The organism is Algibacter lectus (genome assembly GCF_004368925.1).
In the GTDB taxonomy this organism is placed as follows: domain Bacteria; phylum Bacteroidota; class Bacteroidia; order Flavobacteriales; family Flavobacteriaceae; genus Algibacter; species Algibacter lectus.
In genome coordinates this window covers 1,331,035-1,348,332 of the sequence record NZ_SORL01000007.1, presented here as the reverse complement: position 1 = coordinate 1,348,332, position 17,298 = coordinate 1,331,035, and the positions used below count along the sequence as shown (strand labels likewise).

Sequence of the window (17,298 nt, the reverse complement as noted above, 5' to 3'; positions counted from 1 at the left end):
TATTTAAAAATAAGAGTAGTGCAAAATTTTATTGAAAACTTTATGATAATTGTCATCTTTTAGGTTTTTGTTTTTGAAGACATTTAGTACGTCTTATATCAATTTAAATCTTCCAGAAAAACATGAATTCTCAAACATTACAGAAGCCCCGAAAAACATATTCTAAAGACGAGGCTTTACAAGCAGCACGTAATTATTTTAAAGGTGATGAATTGGCCGCTAGTGTGTGGTTAAATAAATATGCATTGAAAGATTCGGCTAATAATATTTACGAGAGTACTCCAGATGAAATGCATAAAAGAATTGCTTCAGAAATAGCACGAATAGAGAAAAAATATGATAACCCACTTTCAGAATCTGAGATATTTAAAGTCATTAAAAACTTTAAATATATTGTGCCACAGGGAAGCCCGATGGCAGGAATTGGAAATCCTTTTCAAATAGCCTCTTTATCGAATTGTTTTGTTATAGGAAATAATGGGGAATCCGATTCTTATGGAGGCATCATGAAAATAGACCAAGAGCAAGTACAATTAATGAAGCGTAGAGGTGGCGTTGGTCACGATCTATCTCATATTCGTCCTAAAGGTTCTCCTGTAAAAAATTCAGCATTAACCTCGACTGGTATTGTGCCGTTTATGGAGCGTTATTCCAACTCAACAAGAGAAGTAGCTCAAGATGGGCGCCGAGGTGCATTAATGTTATCTGTGTCTATAAATCATCCAGATGCAGAAGCTTTTATTGATGCCAAATTGGAGCAAGGTAAAGTAACAGGAGCAAATGTTTCGGTTAGAATTGATGATGCTTTTATGCAAGCGGTAAAAACCAATAGTAGCTACGTGCAAAACTATCCTGTAAATAGTAAAAATCCACTTTATACTAAAACGATAGAAGCTCATCGCATTTGGAAGAAAATTGTGCATAATGCATGGAAATCGGCAGAACCTGGGGTTTTGTTTTGGGATACTATTATTAGTGAGTCTGTACCAGATTGCTATGCCGATTTAGGATACAAAACCGTCTCTACAAATCCATGTGGAGAAATTCCTTTATGTCCTTACGATTCTTGCAGGTTATTGGCTATTAATTTGTTTTCTTATGTTGAAAATCCATTTACAAAACAGGCTGAATTCAACTTTAAGTTATTTAAAAAACATATCGTTATAGCACAAAGAATGATGGATGATGTAATTGATTTAGAGTTAGAAAAAATTGATAAAATTTTAGCTAAAATCGATTCAGATCCAGAGCAAGATGATGTAAAAGCTATAGAAAGAAACCTTTGGATAAATATTAAGCAAAAAGCTACGGAGGGCAGAAGAACTGGCATTGGTATAACGGCAGAAGGAGATATGTTAGCTGCTTTAGGTATTCAATATGGAAGTGAAGCTGGCAATACATTTTCCACGGAAGTGCATAAAACATTATGCATTGAAACCTACCGAGCTTCGGTAACATTAGCAAAAGAACGAGGAACTTTTGCCATTTTTGATGCAGACCGCGAGAAAGAGAATCCGTTTATTTTACGTTTAAAAGAAGCAGACAGCCAATTGTATTATGAAATGTTAGAGTATGGACGTCGAAATATTGCTTTGCTAACCATTGCTCCAACAGGGACAACGAGTTTAATGACGCAAACATCCTCTGGCATAGAGCCTGTTTTTATGCCTGTTTATAAACGAAGAAAAAAAGTAAACCCAAATGATAAAGATGCTCGTGTAGATTTTGTGGATGAGGTTGGCGATTCGTGGGAAGAATATATTGTTTTTCATCATCGTTTTAAGCAGTGGATGGAGGTTAATAATATAAATTCTTCAAAACATTTTACACAACAGGAACTCGATAAATTAGTAAAACAATCGCCTTATTATAAAGCAACATCGAATGATATTGATTGGAAAAGTAAAGTCGCTATGCAAGGCGCCATTCAAAAATGGGTAGATCACTCAATAAGTGTTACTGTTAATTTACCAAATAATGTTAGTGAAGATTTGGTGGGCGAGTTGTATTTAAAAGCATGGGAAGTAGGCTGTAAAGGTGTAACTGTTTATCGTGATGGTTCTCGAGCGGGTGTTTTAATAGCGACAGATACTAAAGAAGAAGAACAAGCTGTAAACGATAATTTTTCAAAAAAACGCCCATTAAGTTTAGAAGCCGATGTGGTTCGTTTTCAGAATCAAAAAGAAAAATGGATTGCTTTTGTGGGCTTGGTAGATGGTAGACCTTATGAAATTTTCACGGGTTTAACCGATGATGAAGATGGTATTATAATTCCGCGTTGGGTGGATAAAGGATTTATTATTAAAAATAGAAATGATGATGGATCTTCACGTTACGATTTTCAATATAAAAATAAACGAGGTTACAAAACAACCATAGAAGGCTTGTCTCATAAGTTTAATCCAGAGTTTTGGAACTACGCTAAACTTATTTCCGGAACCTTGAGACATGGTATGCCCATTGATAAAACAGTAGAATTAATACAAAGTTTACAGTTAGATTCAGAATCGATTAATACCTGGAAGAACGGTGTGCAACGCGCATTGAAACGCTATGTGAAAGATGGCACTAAGGCTAAAGGACAAACCTGTGAGAATTGTAATTCCAACGAATTAATATATCAAGAAGGTTGTTTAATTTGTCAAGATTGTGGAGCATCTAAATGCGGATAACTATAAAATAATAGGCATAAAAAAAGTGATAATTAAAGGAAGATATTTTCTTTAATTATCACTTTTTTATTTTAGTCTTTAATTCGTCCTAATCCGGCTGCTTTACTTGGGTATAAAATACCTTTGTCTAGCTTAAATAAGCCTTTAAAAGGATCAGCAATCATATCTAAATGCCCATCTAGATCGGCAAACTTTATATTTTGTCTAGAAAGTGCAAAGTGCAATCCTGCCGAAATACCTAATCTACACTCGTCTATACAACCTACCATAGCTTCTAAGCCCGCAGATTGAGACACCGAGTTAATATGCATGGCTTCGCGAATACCACCAACTTTCATCAGTTTTATATTCACCATGTCTACACGTTCATTTTGAGCTAAACGAAACGTGTCTTTTAGGGTTTTTACACTTTCATCTGCCATAACGGGAATACCAGTATTTTTGGTTACTTGGCCAAGAAGTTCGTCCATACCTTCTTTGGTTGGCTGTTCAAAAATTTCGATACCTACTTTTTTAGTCCCTTCAAAAAATGCAATGGCTTCTTTTACAGTATAACCTTGGTTTCCATCGAAGCGCAATTGTGTACTTGGGAACATATCACGCAAGCGTATCATTTTTTCTATATCTTCTTCTACGGAAAGTCCGCCTTTAATTTTCAGAATAAAAAAACCTTCTTTTACATAATCTCCGGCAATGCGCAAGGTATTTTCAATAGGAAGAATACCTAATGTAATACTTGTTGGAATGCTATGACGATAACCTCCTAAAAATTGATATAAAGGTGTATCGATTTTTCTAGCAACTAAATCCAGTAAAGCCATGTCTACCATAGCCAAGGCTGATGATTTTCGTTTTAGAAGTGGTTTTAAATCATGCAGAATCTCGGTACTCATAAAGCTATTTTTTCCTTTTAAAAAAGGAATGATAATATCTTTAATGTCTTGCTCAACTTCTTGAGGAGATTCTCCTGTAACCACAGCGTCTGGTGCCGCACAACCATAACCAATAGCTAGTGTATCTGTTTCAATTTTAAGAATGAAATTTACAGCTTTCGATATGGTTTCGTAAGCGATAGTATAAGGCTCTGAGAGCTTTAAATCTAGACGCTCATATGATACATTGGTTATTTTCATTACAGTTTAGAATCTAACAATTCTACTAGTTCATCCGTGCCATGTGCTAAAACATCAAATGCAGGTAAACCTGTTTGTTTAGTGATAGCTTGGCATGCAGGTGTAATTTCTTCAGCCGTCATACCTTCATGGTTTACAGTAATAGCCAATACTTTTACACCAGAAATAGTTTCGATAGCTTGAATTTGTTTTTTTAATGTATGCAATTTATAGCCAGGAAAACCATCGTATTCCTTACGCGTAGGTGCATGTTGTAAGATAACATAATCTGGACGCCCAGCAGCCAGAATTTCGAAACCACCAGGATAAGCAGGGTTCATTAAACTACCTTGACCTTCGATTACAATAACATCTGGTTTTTCATTTTTGTAAGCGCTAACAACGGCGTGTTCTATTTCACCCGAAACAAAATCGTTAATACAACTATCCATAATCATGCTGTATTTAGCACCTTGCATCCAAGCAGTTTGCCCAGTACCAATCATTTCTGCACTGCGGCTTGCTTTACGTAAACCTTGAACAATTAACCATGCTGTGGTACGTTTGCCAATAGCAGAATCTGTACCTAAAACAGCCAGTTTTAAGCAGTCTACTTTTTCAATGTCTCCAGAGAAAAAATGCAGGGTATCACGATCTGGTGTTTTGCGTACATCACGAATGCGGCTACCTTTTTCTTTAGCTATTTTTACAAGCTCTTCATCGTTTGTTAAAAAATCGTGTAAACCACTATCTACGTTCCAGCCTAAGGTAAGTGCTTGTTTTATGGTAGCTTTAGCTTCTTGCGGTAATCTTCCTCCATCGGGAGCTAGGCCTATAACCAAGGTTTTAGGTAAAGCACCAGTGTTTTTTAATTCTTTAATAGCAGAAGTTAAATCTTTAAAAATTATAATACCATTCTTTTTTCCGTCTAATGTTTTCCCAGCATCTTGACCTTCATATTTGCTATCAATAACGCCAACAACTTCGTAGCGTTCGGTAAAACGTACTAAGCCGTGAGCCGTTTTGCCATTAGGTGTATTAAATGCGCCTTCACAATATACAAGTGCGCGTCCGTCTATTTTCTTTTTCATCTTTAATTTAGTTTTTAAAATATGCTTAACTAAGCGTATTTATTAGTTTTTTGCTGTTAAGACTGCCACAAAGCGGTCGGGTTCAAAATTTAGTTTTTCATCGAGTTCTAGCAATCCAATAAGTCCTGTGGTTGAGGCAGGTAATATTTTTAACCCTTCTTTTTTTAGAAGAAAAGTTGCCATCTCTTTCATTTTTTTGTCACTTACGTTAAAAGCATCTCCTTCAGATTCTTTTAATGCAAATAAAGCTTCATCTCCATCAAAACTATGCCAATTTATAAGCGGTTCGTTATATATAGTTTCTTTTATAGCCTTGGGGTCTAAATCTTCACAAGAGCTTAATCCTTTTTTAAAAGAACTCACAATTGGGTTTTTATGTGAGGATGAGGCTGCTATCATTTTTGGTATACGCGATGTTTTACCACGCTTGTAAAGCGTAACAAAACCTCTATAAATTCCAGCAAATAAAGTGCCGTTAGAAACTGGTGCAGCGCAATATTTTGGGGCATCACCTAGATCTTCCACGATTTCGTAAGCTATTTGTGCATAAGCCGTAATTTGTAAAGGTGTATTGGCTCCGCCTGGATTGGCATCGTACCAACCATACTCAAAAGCATAATCTGTGCTAGATTTTACAACATCTTCATAGCTGCCTTCCAATTTAATAATTTCCGCGTTAAGTATTTCCATTTCCTTAATACGCTCGGTATGGTAACTTTCAGGAATAAACACTTTACATTTTAAGCCCGCTAAATTTGCTGCCAATGCTACAGCTACGCCATAATTACCACAGGTTGCTAGAGAAATAGTATCGTAATCGCGACGCAAAGCATCATACACCTGTGCAAAGGCAATGCGGTCTTTTTGCGTACCGGTTGGGTTGTCACCTTCATATTTAATATATAGTTGGCGAATATCGAATTCGCGTTCTAAGGCTTTTGCTCTATTTAATCCGGTATCTCCAACTTCAATATTTATAATATCTTCAAAATACTCCAATCTATCGATTAGTGATTTCGTTTTATCTTTTACAAAATCACTCAGTTTTCGAGTTTCCGAAGAGACCTTTATCTCTGCATTTTTTACGCCATCTCTTAATAACATAGCATTGTTAGATTTATTAATTGCGTATCTAATTTATACACAAAAAGAATATAAAGGTCAATTTTTTAGATAAATTTTTATTAAATTTTTGAGTACTTTTTAATGAGGATAAACTGTGAAATTTAAGGTGGTTTTTAAGAGCAATTTACTTCTGTATTTATGAGGTTTAATGGGCGATATTGATCTTTAATCGACCATGTGCTTTACCTTTTTTTTTCAAAAATTTTAAAGTTGAAAAACGAAAAGTTCTCTTTTAGTTTTAATACTATCTAGCAATAACTGTTTCTATAGATGTGAATTATGGAGCAATTCGCATCATTTGTTTCATAGAATGATTGATTTGTAATATGGGGTCGACTTTTCTGTATGTAGATTTGAGTATGAATTTTCGATTTAAGGGAGAATTTAATTTATTTCAGATAAACGAAAATTAAATAGTAAAAACTTAACGATAAAATTAAGAAAGTAAATTATGAAATTTTTTATTGATACAGCAAATTTAAGTGATATTGCAGAAGCTCAAGCTTTGGGTGTTTTAGATGGCGTTACAACAAACCCATCGTTAATGGCGAAGGAAGGTGTTACAGGAAGCGATGCAATTTTGGCACATTATAAAAAAATATGTGAGTTAGTTGAAGGTGATGTAAGTGCCGAAGTAATTTCTACCGATTATGAAGGTATGATAAAAGAGGGAGAAGCTTTAGCCGCGTTGCATCCACAAATTGTAGTAAAACTACCGATGATTGCTAATGGCGTAAAAGCTTGTAAATATTTTTCGGATAAAGGGATTAGAACCAATGTTACTTTGGTGTTTTCAGTTGGGCAGGCCTTATTAGCAGCCAAAGCAGGAGCAGCCTATGTGTCGCCTTTTTTAGGGCGTTTAGATGATATTTCTACAGATGGTTTACACTTAGTAAAAGAAATTAGACATGTGTATGATAACTATAATTTTGAAACACAAATTTTATCAGCATCTGTTAGAAATACTATGCATGTTATTAATTGTGCTAAAATTGGCTCTGATGTGATGACGGGACCACTATCATCTATAACAGGTTTATTAAAACACCCTTTAACAGATAGTGGTTTGGCTAAATTTTTAGAAGACTATAAGAAAGGTAATGGGTAGGATGTGATAAAAATAATATATACTTTTAAAGAGTAAATAAAAACTAAAGTAGATTTTGGTGGATTTTAATTTAATTCTCCGAAATTTAGCAAAACAACCAATTAACCAACCAAAACTAGATATAATGAGAACATTAACAGTGATGTTTTTTTTAATTACCCAATTAACTTTTTCGCAAAATAATGATGTGAAAGTCGAAGGCGTCTTAAAAAAATGGCAAAAAATAACCTTAAGTTTTAAAGGAGATACTTTTAGTGAAAGTCAAGAGGATAATCCATTTTTAAATTACAGACTTAATGTTGTTTTTAAGAATAAAAACAAGACTTATAACGTTCCCGGTTTTTATGCTGCAGATGGTAATGCTGCCGAAACAAGCGCTAAGAAAGGAAAGGTTTGGCAAGTTCGATTTACTCCAGATGAAGTTGGCACATGGACTTACGAGGTGTCTTTTAGAAAAGGAAAATATATAGCTATAGATGATAGTAAAGAAGCCGGAGAACCAGTGGCTTTTGATGGTGTAAAAGGTGATTTTGAAATTACTAAACCAGATGAACAAGTAAAAGGAAGATTGCAATATACGGGCGATAGATATTTGCACTATGCAGAAAATAATACACCATTTTTAAAAGGAGGAACGGATAGTCCTGAAAACTTTTTAGGATATTATGAGTTCGATCAAACACCTGATAAACACAGATACCAACCACATTTTAAAGATTGGAAAAATGGAGATCCAACGTGGCAAAATGGAAAAGGGAAAAACATTATTGGTGCATTAAATTATCTAGCATCAAAAGGCATGAATTCGGTTTATTTTTTAACAATGAATGTGCAAGGAGACGGAAAAGATGTTTGGCCATGGACAGACGAGAATGAGCGTTACCGCTTCGATTGTAGTAAACTAGACCAATGGGAAATTGTTTTCGATCACATGGATAAGTTAGGTTTAATGCTACATATTGTAACTCAAGAAACAGAGAACGAATTGTTAATGGATATTGGTGAACTTGGCGTACAAAGAAAACTGTATTACCGAGAGTTAATAGCAAGATTTTCTCATCATTTAGCAATAACATGGAATTTGGGAGAAGAAAATGGACCTGTACATTGGTCTCCAAAAGGTCAAAATAATAGCGATAGAAAAGCTATGGCTAAGTATATTAAAACCCATGACCCTTACCAGAGTTTAGTGGTGCTACATACACACTCTCAACCAAAAGATCAAGATTTGTTTTTAAATCCATTATTAGGCTATCCGTTTTTAGATGGTCCTTCACTTCAAACACACGAACCTGATTTAATTCATGACATAACCAAAAAATGGATAGATCAATCTCAAAAAAATGGAAGAAATTGGGTTGTAAATCAAGATGAAATTGGCCCTGCCGATACTGGAGCAAAACCAGATAAGGACGATCCTGACCATGATGATATTAGACACAAAGTGTTATGGGCAAATTTAATGGCTGGAGGAGCTGGCGTAGAGTGGTATTTTGGGTATAAATTTGATCACAACGATTTAAAATGTGAAGATTGGCGTTCTAGAGATGTCGTTTGGGATCAAACAAGATATGGTTTAGAGTTTTTTCAGAAGTATTTACCTTTTACAGAAATGCAATCGGCCGATGGTTTAACTGATAATCCAGACGATTTTGTTTTTGCTAAAAATGATGATATCTATGCTATTTATTTACCAGAGGTAAAAGAAACAAAAATTAACCTGTTTGGTTCTAAAAAAATGTTTCAAATACAATGGTATAACCCAAGAACAGGCGAAGCATTACAAAACGGAACTATTAAGAAAATACAAGGTGGCCAAAAAGTAGACATTGGTTTTCCTCCAAATAAAGAAAAAGATTGGGTGGCTTTATTAACCTTAAAAAATAAAAAGAAAAAAGGAACTTCGGAAACTAAAAAAGAAGTAGTAACCTTAAATGCTTTAACGGATTTTGAGATAGAAACAGATAATAACAACGCGGTATATTATAAAGATAAGTCCAATAACGTTTTAGCTATAAACGCTGCAGATAAAGACCAACCCTCTAAGTTAGCTTATGCTAGTAATAGGTTTAGCGGATTATCTGGATTGTATAACTTGACGTTTATTTCTATGTCTGAGAATGATGGGGAATCGGAATACCTTATTTTAAAAAATGGTAGTATTATAAGTGAGGTAACAAACCCAGAAACAGATAAAACATTTAATGAAGCACGTCATGATTTAGGCAGGATTTTTATTGCTGAAAATGATATTATCCAAATAGCATCTAAGGCTGTTACAAATAAACAAATACCTGAAAACGATGAAACAGCCTGGTCTAGAGGTCGATGGAGTCGTTTAGTTTTAACACCCGAAGGCATGGTAACTAACGGTATGTTACAAGCTGAAACTGCTTTTACAGAAAAAGATGGGGTGTTAGAAATTGAAGCAGAGGATTTTCATTATAATTCAAAAAATGGAACAAACAGAGCGTGGATTGTTAAAACGGCTAAAGAGAAAACAGACCAAAGTAAAACCGCAAGCTCTAATAAATATATTGAGGCCTTTCCGGATACACGCGTTACGCATGACGATGTTTTAATTACAGGTGATAATTTTTTCCCTTTGCCAGGTGTTGGTGGTTTGGTTTCATATAAAATAAACGTTAATACAGCTGGTCGTTATTATGTTTGGGTAAGTGCTTACTCTAAGGGTACCGAAGACAACGGCGTTCATGCTGGTGTAAACAATACGTGGCCAGAAAGTGGAGAACGCATGCAATGGTGCAATGGTAAAAATAAATGGACTTGGTCGTCAGCGCAACGTGTGCCTGAAAATCATTGTGGAACGCCAAAAACTATATTTTTAGATCTAGAAAAAGGAGAATCTATTTTATCATTCTCTATGCGCGAAGATGGTTTAAAAATGGATCGAATTATTCTAACAAATGATGTTAACTTTAGTCCTAAATAAATTGTAATAATATGCAGCTAAAAAGATGCACTAATCTTTTAATATTTTTCAGCTTTCTCTTGTCCCTAAATTTTTGGGCACAAACACCTACTCAAGATTTTAGTTTTGTTAATATCAGGGAAGGAATTTCTAAGGTAGGTATTTATTCTATCACCCAAGATCATCATGGGTTTATGTGGATTTGCACCAATGGCTCTGGGCTTTATAAGTTTGATGGTATAGATTATACGTCATATAAATTTAAAGTTGAAGACTCTACGTCATTACGAAGCAATCTTGTTTTTTCGTCGTATTTAGATAGAGAAAATCGACTATGGATTGGTACAGAAGATGGTTTAAATCTATACAATAGAGATTTAGATCAGTTTGAAAAAATACCTGTTGGTAATACCAATGAGATTGGTATTTCAGTATTAAGTATTAAAGAAGACAATCGAGGGAATCTTTTAATAGGGACTCGAGGTTTAGGTTTGTTTTTAATGAATTTAGAAACACGAGAAGTTGTTCAAGTGATTAACCGAAATCGATATCCCGCTATAAATGCCATAGAAATTTGTAATGAAACGGTGTTTTTGGGAACCAGTGTTGGGCTTCGCATATTAGATTATTCCAATAATAAAATTAGAAAACCACATAGCAACAATAATTTTAATTTCAATCTACCTATACAAACATTAAAATGTAGTTCAAGCAATAATTTATGGGCAGGAACTTACGGAAATGGCGTTTTTAAATATCAGTTAGAAGATGATACCATTACGGCATTTTCAAATTTTGAAATAAGTAATAAGCGCATACTTGCTATGGTTCAGTTGCCAGATCAGTCCTTATTAATTGGTTCTGAGAATGATGGGCTTTTTCATCTTAACTCCAACGGAACGCTGATTAAAAGATATTTGTATCACAAAAGAGATGAAAATAGTATTCGCTCAAACTCTATTTGGTCTTTATTTCTTGATAAGGAAGAGCGTATTTGGCTAGGGTATTACAACAGCGGTGTTGCTGTAAGTGATAAACTCTTTGATAAGTTTGGCAATATAGAAAGTTTAACAAGTAATGTAAACTCTTTACAAACGGGCTCTGTAACTGGTATAGTTGAAGATAGTGATGATAAACTATGGGTTTCCATGGATGGTGGAGGCATTGATGTAATTGATGTTAAAAACTCAAAATTTAAGCATATAAATCTATCTAACGTTAAGCATTATTCGGGGTTAACTAGTAACTATATCCAAACGATTTTTATAGATAGTAAAGAAAATGTTTGGGCAGGAAGTTGGGACAATGGTTTTTATATACTAAAAAAAGGAGAAAATAAATTTAAGAATTACAATGTAGAAAACTCTAATGGAAGTTTAATTTCTAATGCTATTTTATCCATCACAGAAGATCAAGATGGGATTATTTGGATAGGATCGTTTTACACTGGTATATACGCTTATAACCCAGAAACAGGTGTGCTTGAAAATTATAATTCTGGTCCGTTTGAAAGCATTTCAACTACCGATGTTAGAAAAATTTTAGTCGATAAAGATAATACCATTTGGTTTGGTACTACCGCTGGGCTTTTCAAAATAACAAAAAGTGAAAATGGCCAATTGCAACTGGATTCTTTAGAAGAGCAGATGTCGCAGGCACCTAACAATCAAAAAAGTGCCAATCATATTCTGTCATTATATCAATCTTCTAACCAATATATTTGGATAGGAACGCGGGGTGCCGGACTTTGTAGATACAACAAGGAAACCAACGAGTTTAAATGGTATAATAAAATTACAGGTTTTCTAGAAGAAAATGTAACCGGAATAATTGAAGATGATGCTGGCGATATTTGGGTAACGGGTAATTCGGGAATTTCAAAGTTAAATATTGAAACAAATGAGGTAACAAGCTACTCGTCTAACGATGGCTTATTGTCCGACGATTTTAATTTCAACGCCACGTTAAAAGATGAAGGTGGAGTGCTTTATTTTGGTAATTACAAAGGTATAGACTACTTCAACCCAGAAAAATTGGAGGTAAATTCGAGCGTACCTTCTTTGTTTTTAACAGGATTAAAAATTTTCAATAAAGATGTAGTTCCAAATCAGGAAAATAGCCCACTCACTAAGGTTATTACCGAAACTGAAAGTTTAGAGTTTAATTACGAGCAAACGGTATTTACTATAGAATATACAGGAATTAATTACACAAGACCAGAAAAAAATCAATATGCTTATTATTTAGAAGGCTTCGAGGAATCTTGGAATTATGTGGGCGATCTGCAAAGTGCCACCTACACAAACCTAGATTATGGCGAGTATACCTTTAAGCTGAAAGCCGCGAATAATGATGGAGTTTGGAACGAAACGCCGCTAACGCTTAAAATAACTATGTTACCACCTTGGTGGAAAACAAATGTTGCCATGGTGTGTTACATTGCTTTATTTTTTATGGGAGTATATCTTTTAAATAGAATGACTCAAAGTAGAATAAAAGAGAAGGAGGCTATTAAAAACGAACGTATTCAGCGTGCACAAGAAGATCAATTAAATGAGAAGAAAATTCAGTTTTTCACCAATATTTCTCACGAGTTTAGAACACCACTTACTTTAATAATTAATCCGCTACAAGATATTTTAAGAGATACAGGATTAAGCCTTCCGTTTACTGTTAAAGATAAACTAGATGTTATTTATCGAAATACCGATAGGCTTTATAGAATGATTAACGAGCTTATGGATTTTAGAAAGTTAGAACTCGATAAAGTTAATATTAGAGCTTCAGAATTTAACCTGGTGAGTTTAACAAAAGATGTGGTTGCTTTTTTTAAAGAAGAAGCATCTAACCGAAATATTTATCTTTCTATGGATTCCGATGTGCCCGATTTACCAATTTGGGCAGATGCGAGTATGTTGGAGAAAATTATTTTTAATATCCTGTCTAACGCTATAAAAGTTACGCCAGATGGTGGTGCTATTAATGCAGATATTTTATCTACAGACGATTTGGTTTTATTCCCTTTAATAGATGAAAAAGAACCACGTAAGGCATTAGAAATTAGAATATCGGATACAGGTCCAGGATTAGAAAAAGATCAAATAAATAAAATTTTTGAACGTTTTTATCAAATTGAAAACCTTAACAAAGGGTATTACGGAAGTACAGGTATAGGTTTAGAGGTTGTGCAAAGTTTTATTAAACTGCATAAAGGTAAAGTTGAAGTGGAAAGTGAAGTCGGTAAGGGCACCACATTCAGAATTCTACTTCCTGCTGGGAATACACATTTTACAAAAGAAGAACTTGCACCTCAGGTAGTTTCAGAAAGTGCGAAAAAGGAAAAATTTATATTAAATTCTGCTGTAGAGGCAACAGAAACCGATAGCGATGCAGCAAGTGGCACTAAATCGAGTACATTACTTATTGTAGAAGATAGTGTGGAGCTGAGAAAATATTTAAAAAGTGAATTAAAAAATCATTACAAAATATTGGTTGCAAAAAACGGAAAGGAAGGCTTAAAAATTGCAAAACAATCTATACCAGATATTATTCTAACCGATGTTATTATGCCAGAAATGGACGGCTTTGAGTTTTGTAAACAAATAAAAACGGATATAAAAACGAGTCATATTCCGTTATTAATGCTAACTGCTAAAACCAGAATAGACGACCGTATGGAGGGCATTGGTTTTGGTGCCGACGCGTATATGGTAAAACCGTTTGATATGCGTTTACTAAAATTACGTTTGGCACAATTAATAACGAGTAGAAAGTTAATATTCGATAAATATTTTGGAGATATAAGTGGTAAGGAACAAGCCGGAACTACATCTATTGATAAAGAGTTTATACAAAAAGTATTAAGCTACATTAGTGAAAACATGAGTGATTCCGATTTAAGTGTTGAGGTTTTGGCATCGCAGTTAAATTTAAGTAGAAGTCAGCTTTATCGCAAAATAAAATCGCTTACGGGCCAAACGGTAAATGAGTTTTTAAGAAAAATACGTATACAGAAGGCTAAACAAATTCTGGAAACCGGAAATTCTAATATTAGTGAGGTATGCTATAAAGTAGGGTTTTCTTCACCTTCATATTTTACAAAATGTTTTAAGGCCCACTTCGGAATTCTGCCTACGGAAGTTAAGGTAAAAGACGATGAGGTGTAAATAGATTATAGCTTCAAATTAAAGAAGAAAAACACATAAAAGCAGCTTGTAAAAGCATAGTTTTTATGTGTTTTTTTATACATTATAATCTGTGCTAAACGTATTCAATCTTAATATTTCTAGCTGCCTTATTTTAAGTATATCAATGTTTTAACATCAAGGCTGTTTTGTAATAGATGTTGCATCTTTTGTGTAAAATGTTGTAAAACATGTGTTTATAGGGGTAATCGCAACAAAATTCTCATTGTTTGCTTAATGCGTTCTATCAAAAAAGTGATTCGTCAAGTATATTTGATTTCATAATTATTGAATTTCAAAATGAAACATCGCAAAACCCTATTAAAACTTTTAGCAGAAATTTTACTGGTCTGTTTTATGCTTTTCATTTTGGTTATGATATTCAGTTTCTTTTAAACGCAAATTATATATGCTAATAACTAAACTTAACATATTGAACATTAAATATTATAACATAGCTTTTGTTGTAATATTGACATGTGTCTTGAATTTTTGTAACTCTAACAAAAAAGAGGTTGCTTTTCAATTTCAAGATGAATCGCTTTCTACAGAAGCACGTGTTAACGATTTAGTATCGCGTTTAACTTTAAAAGAAAAAATATCTCAATTAAGATATGATGCTCCAGCAATAGAACGGTTAGGTATTCCTGAATACAATTGGTGGAACGAGTGTTTACATGGTGTTGCTAGAGCGGGAGAAGCAACTGTTTTTCCTCAAGCTATAGGTATGGGGGCAACATGGAATCCAGGTTTAATTTTTGAAATGGGAACAGCAGTTTCAGATGAAGCTAGAGCTAAGCATCATCAGTTTATAAAAGAGGGTAAAAGACGCATGGGCCAAGGTTTAACATTTTGGACACCCAATATCAATATTTTTAGAGATCCGCGTTGGGGTAGAGGTCAAGAAACTTATGGTGAAGATCCATTTTTAACCAGTAAAATTGGTGTTAATTACATTAATGCCTTACAGGGCGATGATGATAAATACTTGAAAGTAGTTGCTACAGCTAAGCATTTTGCTGTACACAGTGGTCCGGAGAAATCGAGACACCAAGATAACTACCAAACGAATAATAAAGATTTATACGAAACGTATTTGCCAGCATTTAAGGCAGCCGTTAAGGAAGCGAATGTCTATTCCGTAATGTGTGCGTATAATAGATATAGAGATGTGCCATGCTGTGGTAGCGATATGCTATTACGAAAAATTCTTCGCGACGACTGGGGTTTCAATGGTTATGTAGTATCCGATTGTTGGGCGATAAACGATTTTTGGCAAGCCGAACATCATGGCGTTGTAGAAACACCAGCAGAAGCGGCGGCTATGGCGTTAAATAACGGCACAGATTTAAATTGCGGAAATGTTTACGACCCTAGTCTTAGCGATGCTGTTTTAAAAGAATTGGTAGATGAGGTAGCTATTGGTGCTGCTGTAAAAAAACTGTTTTTAGCACGTTTTAAATTAGGTATGTTTGATGCTCCAGAACATGTAAAATGGGCAAACATTCCTTATGATGTTGTAGTAAGCGAAGCGCATTTTGCACTGTCGGAAAAAGTGGCTAAGGAATCTATGGTGTTGCTTAAGAATGAAAACGAAACATTACCACTTAGTAAAGATTTAAAATCCGTTGCTATAATAGGTCCTAATGCAAATTCTACACAAGCTTTATTAGGGAATTATCATGGTACGCCAAACCAGTTTATTACTCCTTTAAAAGCTATAAAGTCGAAATTACCTAATACGGAAATACATTATGCTTTGGGTAGTGATATTGCTACGGGATGGTCCACTTTAACACCTATTCCTAATTCGGAACTCAAAAGCGAAGGCGAAGCAGGTTTAAAAGGAGAGTACTTTAGTAATAACATTTTTAAAGGTGAGCCTGAGTTTACAAGGGTAGATAGTATTATCAATTTTGTTTGGACGCCAAAACGCCCTATTAACGATTTAAAATCTGATAACTTTTCGGTTCGTTGGACAGGAGCATTAAAACCAACCGAAAGTGGTGCATACAGAATAGGTTTAAAGGCAAGTAGTTTTGCTAAATTGTTTATAAACGATTCACTTTATTTCGAGTTTAGTGCAGAATATGAGCCAAAAACAAAGTATTTCGATACGGTTTTAGAAAACGATAAATCATACAATATTAAAATAGAGTATAACAACGTATTGTCCGATCCGCAAGCACATTTGCTTTGGGCCAAATTAGATGAAGACTTAATAACTCCAGCTATAGAGGCGGTTAATAAGGCCGATGTTGCCATATTGTTTTTAGGGCTTTCACCAGAAATTGAAGGCGAAGAAATGGAAGTGAAATTAGAAGGTTTCGATAAAGGTGACCGCTCTGAAATTTCATTACCTAAAAACCAAATAGAATTAATGAAAAAGGTGCATGCAACCGGAAAACCAACTATTGTTGTTTTAATGAATGGGAGTGCGTTAGCTGTAAATTGGGCAGCCGAAAATGTTCCTGCAATTTTAGAAGCTTGGTATCCTGGAGAATTTGGAGGAAAAGCTATTGCCGATGTTTTGTTTGGTGATTATAATCCTGGAGGGAAACTTCCGGTAACCTTTTATAAATCGGTAACAGATTTACCAGATTTTAAAGATTATAACATGGAGAATAGAACGTATAAATATTTTAAAGGAGATCCTTTATTTCCTTTTGGTCACGGACTAAGTTATTCAAATTTCGAATATTCAAACCTAAAAATAGCAGATCAAGTAACGCTTAAAGATGCTATTAATGTTTCAGTTGAAATAAAAAATATAAGTAAAGTTGCAGGCGATGATGTGGTTCAAATTTATTTAACACATTTAGATAAACAAGAGCAAAACGCAATTAGAACTTTGGTTAGTTTTGATAGAGTGCATCTAGCTGCTGGAGAGACTAAAACCTTAAATTATAAATTAGATGCTGAACAGTATGCTTGGGTTAGTTCTAAAGGGAAAAAAATATTAGAACCGGGAAATGTATTGCTAAGTGTAGGAGGTAAACAACCAAATTTTACTGGTGTTGCCGATGCGAGTTCTACATCTGTTTTAAAAAAAAGAGTATTATTAACAAACTAAA

The 17,298-nt window shown here is 34.4% G+C and carries 8 protein-coding genes; 5 read left to right on the top strand and 3 right to left on the bottom strand.

Translation table 11 applies throughout. The features are described 5' to 3' along the window. Positions 1-122 precede the first annotated feature (122 nt). The gene (locus tag DFQ06_RS06200) at positions 123-2,672 is read left to right on the top strand and encodes an adenosylcobalamin-dependent ribonucleoside-diphosphate reductase (protein WP_133966708.1); all 2,550 of its coding nucleotides are present in this window, start codon (positions 123-125) and stop codon (positions 2,670-2,672) included. 71 nt (positions 2,673-2,743) lie between these two features. On the opposite strand, the gene DFQ06_RS06195 is transcribed toward DFQ06_RS06200, so the two are convergent. From DFQ06_RS06195 to DFQ06_RS06185, 3 genes are read right to left on the bottom strand one after another with little or no spacing between them, the layout of a single operon-like run. Further along, on the bottom strand, positions 2,744-3,805 hold the full coding sequence (locus tag DFQ06_RS06195; protein ID WP_042498415.1) for a mandelate racemase/muconate lactonizing enzyme family protein: 1,062 nt from the start codon (positions 3,803-3,805) through the stop codon (positions 2,744-2,746). Continuing rightward, entirely contained in the window at positions 3,805-4,875 is a 1,071-nt protein-coding gene (locus DFQ06_RS06190) for an N-acetyltransferase DgcN family protein (protein ID WP_133966707.1), read from the bottom strand. The genes DFQ06_RS06195 and DFQ06_RS06190 overlap by 1 nt, the downstream gene beginning before the upstream one ends. Positions 4,876-4,917: 42 nt before the next feature. Further along, a complete protein-coding gene (locus DFQ06_RS06185) occupies positions 4,918-5,979 on the bottom strand; it encodes a pyridoxal-phosphate dependent enzyme (RefSeq protein ID WP_133966705.1) in 1,062 nt (353 codons plus the stop codon). A gap of 472 nt (positions 5,980-6,451) precedes the next feature. Here DFQ06_RS06185 and fsa point away from each other — a divergent pair, with 472 nt between their 5' ends. The 4 genes from fsa (at position 6,452) to DFQ06_RS06165 (ending at position 17,297) form a co-directional block, all read left to right on the top strand. Next, entirely contained in the window at positions 6,452-7,108 is a 657-nt protein-coding gene (gene fsa / locus DFQ06_RS06180) for a fructose-6-phosphate aldolase (RefSeq protein WP_133966704.1), read from the top strand. Positions 7,109-7,232: 124 nt separating this feature from the next. Continuing rightward, positions 7,233-10,061 carry a DUF5060 domain-containing protein gene (locus tag DFQ06_RS06175; protein WP_206672765.1) on the top strand — a complete coding sequence of 943 codons (2,829 nt, stop codon included), beginning with the start codon at positions 7,233-7,235 and terminating at the stop codon, positions 10,059-10,061. A 59-nt stretch (positions 10,062-10,120) separates the two neighbouring features. After that, positions 10,121-14,206 (top strand): two-component regulator propeller domain-containing protein, encoded by a 4,086-nt coding sequence (locus tag DFQ06_RS06170; RefSeq protein ID WP_235833501.1) that lies wholly within the window; start codon positions 10,121-10,123, stop codon positions 14,204-14,206. Positions 14,207-14,708: 502 nt separating this feature from the next. Further along, the gene (locus DFQ06_RS06165; protein ID WP_159140073.1) at positions 14,709-17,297 is read left to right on the top strand and encodes a glycoside hydrolase family 3 protein; all 2,589 of its coding nucleotides are present in this window, start codon (positions 14,709-14,711) and stop codon (positions 17,295-17,297) included. Position 17,298: the final 1 nt, after the last annotated feature.

Excerpts from the sequence above, each read along its gene's own strand:
- DFQ06_RS06200 (WP_133966708.1), top strand. The coding sequence starts at position 123 with ATGAATTCTCAAACATTACAGAAGCCCCGAAAAACATATTCTAAAGAC.
- DFQ06_RS06195 (WP_042498415.1), bottom strand. The coding sequence starts at position 3,805 with ATGAAAATAACCAATGTATCATATGAGCGTCTAGATTTAAAGCTCTCA.
- DFQ06_RS06190 (WP_133966707.1), bottom strand. The coding sequence starts at position 4,875 with ATGAAAAAGAAAATAGACGGACGCGCACTTGTATATTGTGAAGGCGCA.
- DFQ06_RS06185 (WP_133966705.1), bottom strand. The coding sequence starts at position 5,979 with ATGTTATTAAGAGATGGCGTAAAAAATGCAGAGATAAAGGTCTCTTCG.
- fsa (WP_133966704.1), top strand. The coding sequence starts at position 6,452 with ATGAAATTTTTTATTGATACAGCAAATTTAAGTGATATTGCAGAAGCT.
- DFQ06_RS06175 (WP_206672765.1), top strand. The coding sequence starts at position 7,233 with ATGAGAACATTAACAGTGATGTTTTTTTTAATTACCCAATTAACTTTT.